Here is a 15471-nt window from a genome sequence, read left to right as displayed (position 1 = left end):
ATCGCTCCGATCGCCATGGAAGACGGCCTGCGCTTCGCGATCCGCGAAGGTGGTCGTACCGTCGGCGCCGGCGTGGTTGCCAAGATCATCGAGTAATCGGTTGATCTAGCTCTCTCAGGCCGGCATAATGGCCGGCCTGACTTCGTTCCAGGCCAGTAGCTCAATTGGCAGAGCGGCGGTCTCCAAAACCGCAGGTTGGGGGTTCGATTCCCTCCTGGCCTGCCAGATCTAAATGAATCTGGCGTTTCTTTTTTACAGGATCCTTGCAGATGAATGCGAAGGCTGAAGCCAAAGAGTCCCGCTTTGACCTGGTTAAGTGGCTTCTGGCTGCTGCTCTGGTTCTGGTGGGTGTGGTAGGCAATCAGTACTTCTCGGCAGAGCCGATTCTGTACCGTGTTCTCGGGTTGCTTGTTATTGCGGTGTTGGCGGCATTCGTTGCTCTGCAAACGGCAAAGGGGCAGGCGTTCTTTGGGTTGGTAAAAGAAGCGCGTGTCGAGATTCGAAAAGTTGTCTGGCCCACGCGTCAGGAAACCACGCAGACCACTTTGATCGTCGTGGCTGTTGTTCTGGTTATGGCGTTGTTGCTCTGGGGGCTCGACTCCCTGCTGGGCTGGCTCGTTTCTTTGATTGTTGGTTAAAGGTGCGCCGTGGCTAAGCGTTGGTACGTTGTGCATGCTTATTCGGGATACGAAAAGCATGTCATGCGCTCGCTGATTGAGCGAGTCAAGCTGGCCGGCATGGAAGATGAGTTCGGCGAGATTCTGGTTCCTACCGAGGAAGTGGTAGAGATGCGTAACGGCCAGAAGCGTAAAAGCGAGCGAAAATTCTTTCCCGGTTACGTTCTGGTTCAAATGGAAATGAACGAGGGGACTTGGCATTTGGTCAAGGATACGCCTCGGGTCATGGGGTTCATTGGTGGTACTGCCGATAAGCCCGCGCCTATCACGGATCGTGAGGCTGAAGCCATTCTGCGTCGCGTGGCCGACAGCGGTGACAAGCCCAAGCCGAAGACACTCTTCGAGCCGGGCGAGGTGGTTCGTGTGATCGATGGGCCATTTGCTGATTTCAATGGCGTTGTCGAAGAAGTCAATTATGAGAAGAGCCGAATTCAGGTGGCCGTGCTCATCTTTGGTCGCTCCACGCCGGTGGAGCTGGAGTTCAGTCAGGTCGAGAAGGCATAACTGACTAAAGCATCCCGTACCCCGCAGCCCTAGGCTGCGGGGTTTTGTCGTCATTGGGATAAACGCGAAAGTAATCGGGGAGCCTTCGGGCGTTTGCACCCGCAACTGGAGTTATTCATGGCTAAGAAAATTCAGGCTTATATCAAGCTGCAAGTGAAGGCCGGTCAGGCCAACCCTTCCCCGCCGGTCGGCCCGGCTCTGGGTCAGCACGGCGTGAACATCATGGAGTTCTGCAAGGCCTTCAATGCCCGTACTCAGGGTATGGAGCCCGGCCTGCCGACTCCGGTGATCATCACCGTTTATAGCGACCGCAGCTTTACGTTCGAAACCAAAAGCACCCCGGCTTCGGTTCTGCTGAAGAAGGCTGCTGGTATCAGCAGTGGCTCCAGTCGCCCGAATACCCAGAAGGTGGGTACCGTGACCCGTGCACAGCTGGAAGAGATCGCCAAGGCCAAGAAAGCCGATCTCACTGCAGCTGATCTGGACGCAGCCGTGCGCACCATCGCCGGCTCCGCTCGTAGCATGGGCCTCAATGTGGAGGGTGTGTAATGGCTAAGCTCACCAAGCGCCAGAAGGCAATCGCCGCTAAGGTGGAAGCTGGCAAGCAGTACGGGTTCGAAGAAGCCGCTGCTCTGTTGGCCGAACTCTCCACCATCAAGTTCAAAGAGTCCGTCGACGTTGCCATCAACTTGGGCGTCGATCCTCGTAAGTCGGACCAAGTCGTACGTGGTGCTACCGTTCTGCCGAACGGTACCGGCAAGAGTGTTCGTGTCGCAGTGTTTACCCAGGGGCCTGCTGCCGAAGCTGCATTGGCTGCCGGTGCTGACCGTGTAGGTATGGACGAGCTGGCTGCCGAGATGAAGGGCGGCGATCTCAACTATGACGTGGTCATCGCTTCCCCGGACGCGATGCGTGTCGTTGGTCAATTGGGCCAGATCCTTGGTCCGCGTGGCCTGATGCCGAACCCGAAGGTCGGTACTGTAACCCCTGACGTGGCGACTGCCGTGAAGAATGCCAAGGCTGGTCAAGTGCGCTTCCGTACTGACAAGAACGGCATCATCCACGCCTCCGTTGGCAAAGTCGATTTCGAGCCGGCCAAGCTGAAGCAGAACGTTGAAGCGCTGGTCGCTGACTTGAAGCGTCTGAAGCCCTCTTCCTCGAAAGGCATCTATCTGAAGCGCGTGACCCTGAGCACCACCATGGGGCCGGGGCTGCAGATCGATCAGGCTTCGCTGGACGTGTAATGCATGGCGTGCCGGGACTTGCCCGGCACGCCTGAAAAAATTGGGGTCCCTGCCTGGCGGGGGCTATCCAAGACCGTAGGCGGCGCGAGCCTTAAACGAAAAGCCTACGCAGATGGTGCTCCCGATTCGTACCGAATCAGACACCAAAACGCCGTCCGGCTCAGGCTGGGCGAAACGGTAACATCCAGGAGTAAACCCGTGGCAATCAAACTCGAAGACAAGAAGGCCATCGTCGCTGAAGTCAACGAGGCTGCCAAAGCTGCCCTGTCCGCTGTCGTGGCCGATGCCCGTGGCGTGACCGTGGGGGCCATGACCGGACTCCGTAAAGAGGCCCGCGAGGCTGGTGTGTACGTGAAAGTCGTGCGTAACACCCTGGCTCGTCGCGCCGTTGCCGGCACTCAATTCGAAGTGCTCAACGACGTGTTCAAAGGCCCGACCCTGATTGCGTTCTCCAATGAACATCCGGGCGCTGCTGCTCGTATTTTCAAAGAGTTCGCCAAGGGTCAGGACAAGTTCGAGATCAAGGCCGCTGCGTTCGAGGGTCAGTTCCTCGCAGCCAACCAGATCGACGTACTGGCAACCCTGCCGACCTATAACGAAGCCGTAGCCCAGTTGATGAGCGTGATTCAAGGCGCCACCAGCAAGCTGGCTCGTACTCTGGCGGCCATTCGCGACCAGAAAGAAGCCAGCGCAGCTTAAGCACTGGACATCTTTCGAACCAAATATCGACTTCAGATGGCCGCAGGCCGTCGCTTAATTTACAGGAATTAGAGTCATGGCTCTGACCAACGAAGATATCATCAACGCCGTATCCGAAATGTCCGTCATGCAGATCGTCGAGCTGATCAAGGCGATGGAAGAGAAGTTCGGCGTAACCGCCGCTGCTGCTGTGGCTGCCGGCCCGGCTGCCGCTGCTCCGGTTGCTGAAGAGCAGACCGAATTCACTATCGTTCTGGCTGACGCTGGCGAGAAGAAAGTGAACGTGATCAAGGTCGTGCGTGAGCTGACCGGCTTGGGCCTGAAAGAAGCCAAGGCTGTCGTTGACGGTGCCCCGGGTGTGGTCAAGGAAGGCGTTTCCAAAGAGGAAGCCGAAGCTGCCAAGAAGGCCCTGGAAGAAGCTGGCGCCAAGGTCGAGCTCAAGTAAGCGAAGACCTTGCGTCAACAGCCCGAGCGACTCGCGTAAGGCTGACGGCTGGTGGCTTATGCCACCGGCCTTTTTCCGTTATAGGCATCTGTTGCCTTTAATGGATTCCGCCCGATAGGGCGGCGCAAACCGAAAGGGTTGCACGATTTTCTGGCTGCTCCCGCCGGGAGAGGCCAAACAAGCAGGTGACCAAGCTGGGGAACGCTGATGGCTTACTCATACACTGAGAAAAAACGTATCCGCAAGGACTTTAGCAAGTTGCCGCACGTCATGGATGTGCCCTACCTCCTGGCCATCCAGCTGGATTCGTACCGCGAATTCCTGCAGGCGGGGGTGTCCAAGGATCAGTTCCGCGACGTCGGCTTGCATGCGGCCTTCAAGTCCGTTTTCCCGATTATCAGCTATTCCGGCAATGCTGCTCTGGAATACGTTGGCTATCGCCTCGGCGAACCGGCTTTCGACGTCAAGGAGTGCGTACTTCGTGGCGTAACTTTTGCCGTGCCGTTGCGCGTGAAGGTGCGCTTGATCATTTTTGACAAAGAATCGTCGAACAAAGCGATCAAGGACATCAAGGAGCAGGAAGTCTACATGGGGGAAATCCCCCTGATGACCGAAAACGGTACCTTCATCATCAATGGTACCGAGCGGGTCATCGTGTCCCAGTTGCACCGCTCCCCGGGCGTATTCTTCGACCACGACCGTGGCAAAACCCATAGCTCCGGTAAGCTGCTCTATTCCGCTCGGATCATTCCTTACCGCGGCTCCTGGCTGGATTTCGAGTTCGACCCGAAGGACTGTGTCTTCGTCCGTATCGACCGCCGTCGCAAGCTGCCGGCGAGCGTTCTGCTGCGCGCGCTGGGTTACAGCACCGAAGAAATCCTGGATGCGTTCTACGACACCAATGTCTTCCATGTGCGTGAAGACAAGCTCAGCCTTGAGCTCGTACCGCAGCGCCTGCGCGGAGAGATCGCTTCCTTCGATATCAAGGATGAGAAGGGCAAGGTCATTGTCGAGCAGGGCCGTCGTATCACCGCGCGCCACATCAACCAGATCGACAAGGCTGGCATCAAGGAGCTGGAAGTTCCGCTCGACTACGTATTGGGTCGCACCACTGCGAAAGCCATCGTGCACCCGGCCACCGGTGAGATCATTGCCGAGTGCAATACCGAGCTGACCACCGACCTGCTGGTGAAGATCGCCAAGGCCCAGGTCGTTCGTATCGAGACGCTGTACACCAACGACATCGATTGCGGTCCGTTCATTTCGGACACTTTGAAGATCGACAGCACCAGCAATCAGCTGGAGGCGTTGGTCGAGATCTATCGCATGATGCGTCCTGGCGAGCCGCCGACCAAGGACGCCGCCGAAACCTTGTTCAACAACCTGTTCTTCAGCGCCGAGCGTTACGATCTGTCCGCGGTCGGCCGCATGAAGTTCAACCGTCGTATCGGTCGTACCGAAATCGAGGGTTCCGGCGTTCTGAGCAAGGAAGACATCGTCGAGGTCCTGAAGACACTGGTCGACATCCGTAACGGTAAAGGCATCGTCGACGATATCGACCACCTTGGTAACCGTCGTGTCCGTTGCGTCGGCGAGATGGCCGAGAACCAGTTCCGCGTAGGTCTGGTGCGTGTCGAGCGTGCGGTCAAGGAGCGCTTGTCCATGGCGGAAAGCGAGGGTCTGATGCCGCAGGACCTGATCAACGCGAAGCCGGTTGCGGCCGCGGTGAAAGAGTTCTTCGGTTCCAGCCAGCTTTCCCAGTTCATGGACCAGAACAACCCGTTGTCCGAGATTACCCACAAGCGCCGCGTTTCCGCGCTTGGTCCGGGTGGTTTGACGCGGGAGCGTGCAGGCTTCGAGGTGCGCGACGTGCACCCGACCCATTACGGTCGCGTATGTCCGATCGAAACGCCGGAAGGTCCGAACATCGGTCTGATCAACTCGCTGGCGGCCTATGCCCGCACTAATCAATACGGCTTCCTCGAGAGCCCGTACCGTGTGGTCAAGGAAGGTCAGGTAACCGACGAGATCGTGTTCCTCTCCGCTATCGAAGAGGCCGATCATGTGATCGCGCAGGCGTCTGCGACGCTGGACGAGAATGGTCGTCTGGTGGATGAGCTGGTGGCTGTGCGTCACCTGAACGAATTCACCGTAAAGGCGCCGGAAGACGTAACCCTGATGGACGTGTCGCCGAAGCAGGTCGTTTCGGTGGCTGCATCGCTGATTCCGTTCCTTGAGCACGACGACGCCAACCGCGCCCTCATGGGTTCGAACATGCAGCGCCAGGCCGTGCCGACCCTCCGCTCCGACAAGCCGCTGGTCGGCACCGGTATGGAGCGTAACGTGGCGCGCGACTCCGGTGTTTGCGTGGTCGCGCGCCGTGGTGGCGTGATCGACTCCGTGGATGCCAGCCGTATTGTGGTCCGCGTCAACGATGACGAAGTCGAAACCGGTGAGGCCGGCGTCGACATCTATAACCTGACCAAGTACACCCGTTCGAACCAGAACACCTGTATCAACCAGCGTCCGCTGGTTCAGAAGGGGGATAAGGTTTCGCGCAGCGACATCCTCGCCGATGGTCCGTCCACCGACATGGGTGAATTGGCGCTCGGTCAGAACATGCGCGTCGCCTTTATGCCTTGGAACGGCTACAACTTCGAGGACTCCATCCTTCTGTCCGAGCGTGTGGTCCAGGAAGACCGTTTCACCACGATCCACATTCAGGAGCTGACCTGTGTGGCGCGTGATACCAAACTCGGCCCGGAAGAAATCACCGCGGACATCCCCAACGTGGGCGAGGCTGCGCTGAACAAGCTGGACGAAGCCGGTATCGTCTACGTCGGCGCGGAAGTCGGTGCTGGCGACATCCTGGTCGGCAAGGTCACGCCGAAGGGCGAGACCCAGTTGACTCCGGAAGAGAAGCTGCTGCGCGCGATTTTTGGTGAGAAGGCTTCCGATGTGAAGGACACTTCCCTGCGTGTGCCGACCGGTACCAAGGGGACCGTCATTGACGTGCAGGTCTTCACGCGTGATGGCGTGGAGCGCGATTCCCGCGCCCTGGCCATCGAGAAGATGCAGTTGGACGAAATCCGCAAGGATCTCAACGAAGAGTTCCGCATCGTCGAAGGCGCCACATTCGAACGTCTGCGCTCTGCTCTGGTTGGTGCGACTGCCGAAGGTGGTGCAGGTCTGAAGAAAGGCACTGTCATCACGGACGAAGTTCTCGACGGCATCGAGCGCGGCCAGTGGTTCAAGCTGCGTATGGCCGACGATGCGCTGAACGAGCAGTTGGAGAAGGCCCAGGCTTATATTTCCGACCGTCGCCAGTTGCTGGACGACAAGTTCGAGGACAAGAAGCGCAAGCTGCAACAGGGTGACGACCTGGCTCCCGGTGTTCTGAAGATCGTCAAGGTCTACCTCGCCATCAAGCGTCGCATCCAGCCTGGTGACAAGATGGCGGGCCGCCACGGTAACAAGGGTGTCGTGTCGGTCATCATGCCGGTCGAAGACATGCCACATGACGCTAACGGAACTCCGGTCGACATCGTGCTGAACCCGCTGGGCGTACCGTCTCGTATGAACGTCGGTCAGATCCTCGAAACCCACCTGGGCCTGGCGGCCAAGGGCTTGGGTGAAAAGATCAACCGTATGCTCGAAGAGCAGCGCAAGATCGCTGAGCTGCGTTCTTTCCTGCACGAGATCTACAACGAGATTGGTGGTCGCCAGGAGAGCTTGGACGAACTGAGCGATCAGGAAATCCTCGAGCTGGCGAAAAACCTGCGTGGCGGCGTACCGATGGCGACACCGGTATTCGACGGCGCCAAGGAGCGCGAGATCAAGGCCATGCTGAAGCTGGCGGATCTGCCGGAGAGCGGCCAGATGCGTCTGTTCGATGGTCGTACCGGTAACCAGTTCGAGCGTCCGACCACTGTCGGCTATATGTACATGCTCAAGTTGAACCACTTGGTCGACGACAAGATGCACGCGCGTTCCACCGGCTCCTACAGCCTGGTTACCCAGCAACCGCTGGGTGGTAAGGCTCAGTTCGGTGGTCAGCGTTTCGGGGAGATGGAGGTCTGGGCACTGGAAGCATACGGTGCCGCCTACACCCTGCAGGAAATGCTCACCGTGAAGTCGGACGATGTGAACGGCCGGACCAAGATGTACAAGAACATCGTGGACGGCGATCACCGCATGGAGGCCGGCATGCCGGAATCCTTCAACGTGCTGATCAAAGAGATCCGCTCGCTGGGTATCGACATCGAACTGGAAACCGAATAACACGTGACGCGCATCGTGGAGCGGGGCGGCATGGCCCGCTCCCTGCTCCGTGAGGAGGAAAGGCCTTGAAAGACTTGCTGAATCTGTTGAAAAACCAGGGTCAAATCGAAGAGTTCGATGCCATCCGTATCGGTCTGGCCTCGCCCGAGATGATCCGTTCCTGGTCCTTCGGTGAAGTGAAAAAGCCGGAGACCATCAATTACCGTACCTTCAAGCCGGAGCGTGATGGCCTGTTTTGCGCCAAGATCTTTGGCCCGGTCAAGGACTACGAGTGCCTGTGCGGAAAGTACAAGCGCCTCAAGCATCGCGGCGTGATCTGCGAGAAGTGCGGTGTAGAGGTTGCATTGGCCAAAGTGCGCCGCGAGCGCATGGCTCATATCGAGCTGGCCTCTCCGGTCGCCCATATCTGGTTCCTGAAGTCGCTTCCGTCCCGTATCGGCTTGCTGCTGGACATGACCCTGCGCGACATCGAGCGCGTACTCTATTTCGAGAGCTATGTCGTAATCGACCCGGGCATGACCACCCTGGAAAAAGGCCAGTTGCTGAACGATGAGCAGTACTTCGAGGCGCTCGAAGAGTTCGGCGATGACTTCGATGCCCGCATGGGCGCAGAGGCCGTTCGCGAGCTGCTGAACCAGATTGATCTGGAGCATGAGATTGGTCGCCTGCGTGAGGAGATCCCGCAGACCAACTCGGAAACCAAGATCAAGAAGCTGTCCAAGCGCTTGAAGCTGATGGAGGCCTTCCACGGTTCGGGCAACCTGCCTGAGTGGATGGTTCTGACCGTTCTACCGGTTCTGCCGCCGGATCTCCGTCCGCTGGTTCCGCTGGATGGTGGTCGTTTCGCGACGTCCGACCTGAACGATCTGTATCGTCGGGTGATCAACCGTAACAACCGCTTGAAGCGCCTGCTCGACCTGTCCGCGCCGGATATCATTGTGCGCAACGAGAAGCGCATGTTGCAGGAAGCCGTCGACGCCTTGCTGGACAATGGTCGTCGTGGCCGTGCTATCACCGGTTCGAACAAGCGTCCTCTGAAATCCCTGGCCGATATGATCAAGGGTAAGCAGGGTCGCTTCCGTCAGAACCTGCTCGGTAAGCGTGTGGACTACTCCGGTCGTTCCGTGATCACCGTGGGTCCGACCCTGCGCCTGCACCAGTGCGGTCTGCCGAAGAAAATGGCTCTCGAGCTGTTCAAGCCGTTCATTTTCGGCAAGCTCGAAGCCCGCGGCATGGCGACTACCATTAAGGCCGCCAAGAAGATGGTGGAGCGTGAGCTGCCGGAGGTCTGGGACGTTCTCGCCGAAGTGATTCGCGAACACCCGGTCCTGCTGAACCGTGCGCCGACGCTGCACCGTCTGGGTATCCAGGCATTCGAGCCCGTACTGATCGAAGGCAAGGCAATCCAGTTGCACCCGCTGGTCTGCGCTGCGTACAACGCCGACTTCGACGGTGACCAGATGGCCGTGCACGTTCCGCTGACCCTCGAGGCTCAGTTGGAGGCACGCGCGCTGATGATGTCCACCAACAACATTCTGTCGCCCGCCAACGGTGAGCCGATCATCGTGCCGTCACAGGACGTTGTATTGGGCCTGTACTACATGACCCGCGAAGCGGTTAACGCCAAGGGCGAGGGCCGTGTATTTGCCGACCTGCAGGAAGTCGACCGTGTGTTCCGCGCCGGCGAAGCGTCCCTGCATGCCCGTGTGAAAGTGCGCATCAACGAAACCGTCAAGGAAAAGGACGGTAGTCTCACCAAGAACACTCGCATCGTCGACACCACTGTCGGTCGTGCGCTGCTGTTCCAGATCGTGCCGGCCGGCCTGTCCTATGACGTGGTCAACCAGCCGATGAAGAAGAAGGCGATTTCCAAACTGATCAACCAGTGCTACCGCACCGTTGGTCTGAAGGACACCGTCATCTTCGCCGACCAGTTGATGTATACCGGTTTCGCCTACTCGACCATCTCCGGTGTGTCGATCGGCGTGAACGACTTCGTCATCCCTGATGAAAAAGCACGCATCATCGATGCGGCCACCGAGGAAGTGAAGGAAATCGAAAGCCAGTACGCCTCCGGTCTGGTAACCCAGGGTGAGAAGTACAACAAGGTGATCGACCTGTGGTCGAAGGCCAACGACGAAGTGTCCAAGGCGATGATGGCGAACCTCTCGAAAGAGAAGGTTATCGACCGCGAGGGCAAGGAAGTCGAGCAGGAATCCTTCAACTCCATGTACATGATGGCCGACTCCGGTGCGCGGGGTTCCGCTGCCCAGATTCGCCAGCTTGCCGGTATGCGTGGCCTGATGGCCAAGCCGGACGGCTCGATCATCGAGACGCCCATTACTGCGAACTTCCGTGAAGGCTTGAACGTACTCCAGTACTTCATCTCCACGCACGGTGCGCGTAAAGGTCTGGCGGATACCGCGCTGAAAACCGCGAACTCCGGTTACCTGACTCGCCGTCTGGTCGACGTTGCTCAGGACCTGGTGGTGACCGAGATCGACTGCGGCACCGAACAAGGCCTGTTGATGACGCCTCACATCGAAGGCGGTGATGTGGTTGAACCGCTCGGTGAGCGTGTTCTCGGTCGTGTCATTGCCAGGGATGTGTTCAAGCCGGGTGGCGACGAGGTCATCGTTCCGGCCGGTACTCTGATCGACGAGAAGTGGGTCGAGTTCATCGAGCGTATGAGTGTCGATGAAGTGGTGGTTCGTTCTCCCATCACCTGCGAGACCCGCTACGGTATTTGCGCCAAGTGCTACGGTCGTGATCTGGCCCGTGGTCACCAGGTGAACATCGGTGAAGCGGTTGGCGTCATTGCTGCCCAGTCCATTGGTGAGCCGGGTACCCAGCTGACCATGCGTACCTTCCACATCGGTGGTGCGGCAAGCCGGACTTCCGCTGCCGACAATGTTCAGGTCAAGAATGGCGGCGTGATCCGTCTGCATAACCTGAAGCACGTCGAGCGTACCGATGGCAATCTTGTGGCGGTCTCCCGCTCCGGCGAGCTGGCCGTTGCCGACGACTTCGGTCGTGAGCGCGAGCGTTACAAGCTGCCGTACGGCGCCGTCATCTCCGTGAAGGAAGGGGATAAGGTCGAGCCGGGCGCGATCGTCGCCAAGTGGGACCCGCACACCCACCCGATCGTTACCGAGATGAAGGGTACCGTTGCTTTCGTCGGTATGGAGGAAGGCATCACGATCAAGCGCCAGACCGACGAACTGACCGGTTTGACCAATATCGAAGTGCTGGACCCGAAAGATCGTCCGGCTGCCGGCAAGGACATCCGTCCGGCCGTGAAACTGGTCGATGCCAATGGCAAGGAGTTGCTGCTGCCCGGTACCGACGTTCCGGCCCAGTACTTCCTGCCGGCGAACGCGCTGGTCGGCGTGGCTGACGGTGCTCAGGTAAGCGTGGGTGACGTCATTGCACGTATCCCGCAGGAAACCTCCAAGACCCGCGACATCACGGGTGGTCTGCCTCGCGTGGCCGACCTCTTTGAAGCGCGTCGTCCGAAGGAGCCGTCCATCCTGGCTGAAATCAGCGGTACCATCAGCTTCGGTAAGGAAACCAAGGGCAAGCGTCGCCTAGTCATTACCCCGACCGACGGTAGCGATCCTTACGAAGAACTGATTCCGAAGTGGCGTCACCTGAACGTCTTCGAGGGCGAGCAGGTGAACAAAGGCGAAGTGATCTCCGATGGTCCGAGCAACCCGCACGACATCCTGCGCCTGCTGGGTGTGAGCGCGCTGGCCAAGTACATCGTCAACGAGATTCAGGACGTGTACCGCCTGCAGGGTGTGAAGATCAACGACAAGCACATCGAGACTATCCTGCGTCAGATGCTGCGTAAGGTCGAAGTCGCCGAAGCCGGTGACTCCAGCTTCATCAAGGGCGACCAGGTCGAGTTGACCCAGGTACTCGAAGAAAACGAGCGTCTGGCTGGCGAGGACAAGTTCCCGGCCAAGTACGATCGCGTATTGCTGGGTATCACCAAGGCCTCCTTGTCCACCGAGTCGTTCATCTCGGCGGCCTCCTTCCAAGAGACCACCCGAGTTCTCACCGAGGCGGCGGTTACCGGTAAGCGCGATTATCTGCGCGGCCTGAAGGAAAACGTGGTGGTGGGTCGCTTGATTCCGGCTGGTACCGGTCTGGCCTATCACAGCGAGCGCAAGCGTCAGCGCGATTCCGGCAAACCGGTACGGGTAAGCGCCAGCGAAGTGGAAGCCGCTCTGACCGAGGCGTTGAACTCGAGCGGTAACTGATAAGCCAAGTCCGGGCCGGCACGGCCCGGGCTTTGCCTTGACGGGGGGCGGGAGTCTCTTTAGACTCATGCACCCCTAAATTTGGCAGGGCGTTGCGCTCTGCCATTTTGTTTATGTCGAAAGACAACAGTGGAGCTAGTAGATGGCAACTATCAACCAGCTGGTACGTCAGCCGCGCAAGCGTATCGTCGAGAAGTCCGACGTGCCTGCGCTGCAGAACTGCCCGCAGCGTCGTGGCGTGTGCACTCGTGTGTACACCACTACGCCGAAGAAACCGAACTCGGCACTCCGTAAAGTTTGCCGTGTACGCCTGACCAATGGTTATGAAGTCACTTCCTACATCGGTGGTGAAGGTCACAACCTGCAAGAGCACAGCGTAGTGCTGATCCGTGGCGGTCGTGTAAAGGACCTCCCGGGTGTGCGTTACCACACCGTGCGCGGTTCGCTGGATACCTCCGGCGTCAAAGACCGTAAGCAGGGTCGTTCGAAGTACGGCGCCAAGCGTCCGAAGTAAATCGTTTTCCTATTTATTGAGTCGATAAGAGTAAGGTCGGGCGTAACCGATTCGTTACCGTTCCGAGCTAACCTGAAGACCGTTTGAGGGCTTATCAATGCCAAGACGTCGTGTAGCAGCCAAGCGCGAGATCCTTGACGATCCGAAGTACGGCAGCCAAATCCTTGCCAAATTCATGAACCACGTGATGGAGAGCGGCAAGAAAGCCGTTGCCGAGCGTATCGTTTATGGTGCTCTGGACAAGGTCAAAGAACGCAAGAACAGCGATCCCCTGGAAATCTTCGAAAAAGCACTCGACGCCATCGCTCCGCTGGTCGAAGTGAAGTCTCGCCGTGTAGGTGGTGCGACTTACCAGGTTCCGGTCGAAGTTCGTCCGTCCCGCCGTAATGCGCTGGCTATGCGCTGGTTGGTGGATTCCGCTCGCAAGCGTGGCGAGAAATCCATGGCTCTGCGTCTCGCCGGTGAACTGCTGGATGCCTTCGAAGGCAAAGGCGCTGCTGTCAAGAAGCGTGAAGACGTGCACCGTATGGCGGAAGCCAACAAGGCCTTCTCGCACTACCGTTTCTAATCGCGCTTTCAATTCCGCGAGGACCTTATTGTGGCTCGTACTACCCCAATCAACCGCTACCGTAATATCGGGATCTGCGCCCACGTAGACGCGGGCAAGACCACTACGACGGAGCGGATCCTGTTCTATACAGGCGTCAACCACAAAATGGGCGAGGTGCATGATGGCGCCGCGACCATGGACTGGATGGTGCAGGAGCAGGAGCGTGGTATCACCATTACCTCCGCTGCCACTACTGCCTTCTGGCAGGGCTCCGAGAAGCAGTTCGACAAGTACCGTATCAACATCATCGACACCCCCGGTCACGTGGACTTCACCATTGAGGTGGAGCGCTCTCTGCGTGTGCTGGACGGTGCTGTCGTGGTGTTCTGCGGCACTTCCGGCGTAGAGCCGCAGTCCGAGACCGTATGGCGTCAGGCCAACAAGTACGGTGTGCCGCGTATCGTCTACGTCAACAAGATGGACCGCGCTGGCGCCAACTTCCTGCGCGTCGTCGGCCAGATCAAGCAGCGCCTGGGCCATACTCCTGTCCCGGTTCAGCTCGCTATCGGTGCTGAGGACAACTTCCAGGGCCAGATCGACCTGATCAAGATGAAGGCGATCTTCTGGAACGAAGACGACCAGGGCATGACTTTCCGTGAGGAAGAGATCCCGGCCGAGCTGCGTGATATGGCCGAGGAATATCGCTCCAACATGGTCGAGGCGGCAGCCGAGGCCAACGAGGAGCTGATGAACAAGTATCTCGAGGAAGGCGAGCTCAGCGTCGAAGAGATCAAGGCGGGCCTGCGTCTGCGCACTATCGCCTGTGAGATCGTTCCGGCGGTTTGTGGTTCCTCCTTCAAGAACAAGGGTGTTCCGCTGGTTCTCGACGCCGTCATCGATTTCCTCCCGGCTCCGACCGAAATTCCTGCGATCAAGGGTGTTCACCCGGATAACGAAGAGCAGGAAGACGAGCGCCATGCCGATGATAACGAGCCGTTCTCTGCTCTGGCGTTCAAGATCGCGACCGACCCCTTCGTTGGTACGTTGACTTTCGCGCGTGTCTATTCCGGTGTTCTGAGTTCGGGCGACTCCGTGCTGAACTCCGTGAAGGGCAAGAAAGAGCGCGTGGGTCGTATGGTTCAAATGCACGCCAATACCCGCGAAGAGATCAAGGAAGTTCGCGCAGGTGACATCGCTGCTCTGATCGGTATGAAGGACGTCACCACTGGTGACACCCTCTGCTCGATCGAAAAGCCGATCATTCTCGAGCGTATGGATTTCCCGGAGCCTGTGATTTCGGTAGCAGTAGAGCCGAAGACCAAAGCTGACCAGGAGAAAATGGGCATTGCCCTTGGCAAGCTGGCTCAGGAAGATCCGTCGTTCCGCGTGAAGACCGACGAAGAGTCCGGCCAGACCATCATCTCCGGTATGGGCGAGTTGCACCTGGATATCATCGTCGACCGCATGAAGCGTGAGTTCGGTGTCGAGGCCAACATCGGCAAGCCGCAGGTGGCTTACCGCGAGACCATTCGCAATAAGTGTGAAATCGAAGGCAAGTTCGTTCGCCAGTCCGGTGGTCGTGGCCAGTTCGGTCACTGCTGGATTCGCTTCGAGCCGGCCGATGAAGGTCAGGAAGGTCTGGAGTTCCACAACGAAGTTGTGGGTGGTGTGGTTCCGAAGGAATACATCCCGGCGATCCAGAAGGGTATCGAAGAGCAGATGAAGAACGGTGTTGTTGCCGGCTATCCGCTCCTCGGCCTGAAGGCGACCGTGTTCGATGGTTCCTACCACGACGTGGACTCCAACGAAATGGCGTTCAAGATCGCTGCCTCCATGGCGACCAAGCAGCTGTCCCAGAAAGGCGGTGCTGTTCTGCTCGAGCCGATCATGAAGGTTGAGGTGGTGACCCCTGAAGACTACATGGGTGACGTGATGGGTGACCTGAACCGTCGTCGTGGTCTGATCCAGGGTATGGAAGATACTCCGGCCGGTAAGGTTATCCGTGCTGAAGTACCGCTGGGCGAGATGTTTGGTTACGCTACCGACGTTCGCTCCATGTCCCAGGGTCGTGCGAGCTACTCCATGGAGTTTGCGAAGTACTCGGAAGCCCCGGCAAACATCGCCGACGCTATCATCAAGAAACAAGGTTGATTCAGCCCTTAAAGTAAGAGGTTTACTGCCGTGGCTAAGGAAAAATTCGAACGTAACAAACCGCACGTCAACGTGGGCACTATCGGTCACGTTGACCATGGCAAAACTACCCTGACCGCAGCGCTGACCAAGGTTTGCGCT

At 58.3% G+C, this 15471-nt stretch carries 12 protein-coding genes, 1 tRNA gene and 1 pseudogene; all 14 read left to right on the top strand.

Features of this window, described 5'->3' with window-relative positions; genetic code table 11:
* Positions 1–96: pseudogene (locus tag BZL41_RS19940) on the top strand (elongation factor Tu); the annotation flags it as partial.
* Positions 97–149: 53 nt separating this feature from the next.
* A tRNA-Trp gene (locus BZL41_RS19935) sits at positions 150–225 on the top strand.
* A gap of 44 nt (positions 226–269) precedes the next feature.
* Complete coding sequence (gene secE, locus BZL41_RS19930) at positions 270–638, top strand: preprotein translocase subunit SecE (protein ID WP_084339820.1); 369 nt, start codon at positions 270–272, stop codon at positions 636–638.
* Between the two features lie 9 nt (positions 639–647).
* Positions 648–1181 (top strand): transcription termination/antitermination protein NusG, encoded by a 534-nt coding sequence (gene nusG, locus BZL41_RS19925; RefSeq protein ID WP_084339819.1) that lies wholly within the window; start codon positions 648–650, stop codon positions 1179–1181.
* A 117-nt stretch (positions 1182–1298) separates the two neighbouring features.
* On the top strand, positions 1299–1730 hold the full coding sequence (gene rplK, locus BZL41_RS19920) for a 50S ribosomal protein L11 (protein WP_084339818.1): 432 nt from the start codon (positions 1299–1301) through the stop codon (positions 1728–1730).
* The gene (gene rplA / locus BZL41_RS19915; RefSeq protein ID WP_095600906.1) at positions 1730–2425 is read left to right on the top strand and encodes a 50S ribosomal protein L1; all 696 of its coding nucleotides are present in this window, start codon (positions 1730–1732) and stop codon (positions 2423–2425) included. Before rplK ends, rplA begins: the two co-directional genes overlap by 1 nt.
* 198 nt (positions 2426–2623) lie before the next feature.
* Positions 2624–3124: a 50S ribosomal protein L10 gene (rplJ, locus tag BZL41_RS19910; protein WP_084339816.1), complete on the top strand. Its 501-nt coding sequence runs from the start codon at positions 2624–2626 to the stop codon at positions 3122–3124.
* Between the two features lie 76 nt (positions 3125–3200).
* A complete protein-coding gene (gene rplL, locus BZL41_RS19905) occupies positions 3201–3569 on the top strand; it encodes a 50S ribosomal protein L7/L12 (RefSeq protein ID WP_095600905.1) in 369 nt (122 codons plus the stop codon).
* A 207-nt stretch (positions 3570–3776) separates the two neighbouring features.
* Positions 3777–7850: a DNA-directed RNA polymerase subunit beta gene (rpoB, locus tag BZL41_RS19900; RefSeq protein WP_095600904.1), complete on the top strand. Its 4074-nt coding sequence runs from the start codon at positions 3777–3779 to the stop codon at positions 7848–7850.
* A 65-nt stretch (positions 7851–7915) separates the two neighbouring features.
* Positions 7916–12115, top strand: coding sequence for a DNA-directed RNA polymerase subunit beta' (gene rpoC, locus BZL41_RS19895; RefSeq protein WP_095600903.1), 4200 nt, complete (start codon positions 7916–7918; stop codon positions 12113–12115).
* Positions 12116–12257: 142 nt separating this feature from the next.
* Positions 12258–12629, top strand: a complete 372-nt coding sequence (rpsL, locus tag BZL41_RS19890) for a 30S ribosomal protein S12 (RefSeq protein ID WP_084339813.1) — start codon at positions 12258–12260, stop codon at positions 12627–12629.
* A gap of 97 nt (positions 12630–12726) precedes the next feature.
* Positions 12727–13197: a 30S ribosomal protein S7 gene (gene rpsG / locus BZL41_RS19885; protein ID WP_084339812.1), complete on the top strand. Its 471-nt coding sequence runs from the start codon at positions 12727–12729 to the stop codon at positions 13195–13197.
* A gap of 30 nt (positions 13198–13227) precedes the next feature.
* Positions 13228–15330, top strand: a complete 2103-nt coding sequence (fusA, locus tag BZL41_RS19880; protein WP_095600902.1) for an elongation factor G — start codon at positions 13228–13230, stop codon at positions 15328–15330.
* Positions 15331–15360: 30 nt separating this feature from the next.
* Positions 15361–15471, top strand: a 111-nt coding sequence (locus BZL41_RS19875) for a GTP-binding protein (protein ID WP_256578207.1), incomplete at its 3' end; no start/stop codon positions are given.

Source organism: Pseudomonas sp. PIC25 (genome assembly GCF_002286785.1).
GTDB lineage: Bacteria > Pseudomonadota > Gammaproteobacteria > Pseudomonadales > Pseudomonadaceae > Pseudomonas_M.
The sequence above is the reverse complement of the archived record's forward strand: the minus strand, read 5'-3'. Positions and strand labels throughout refer to the sequence as shown.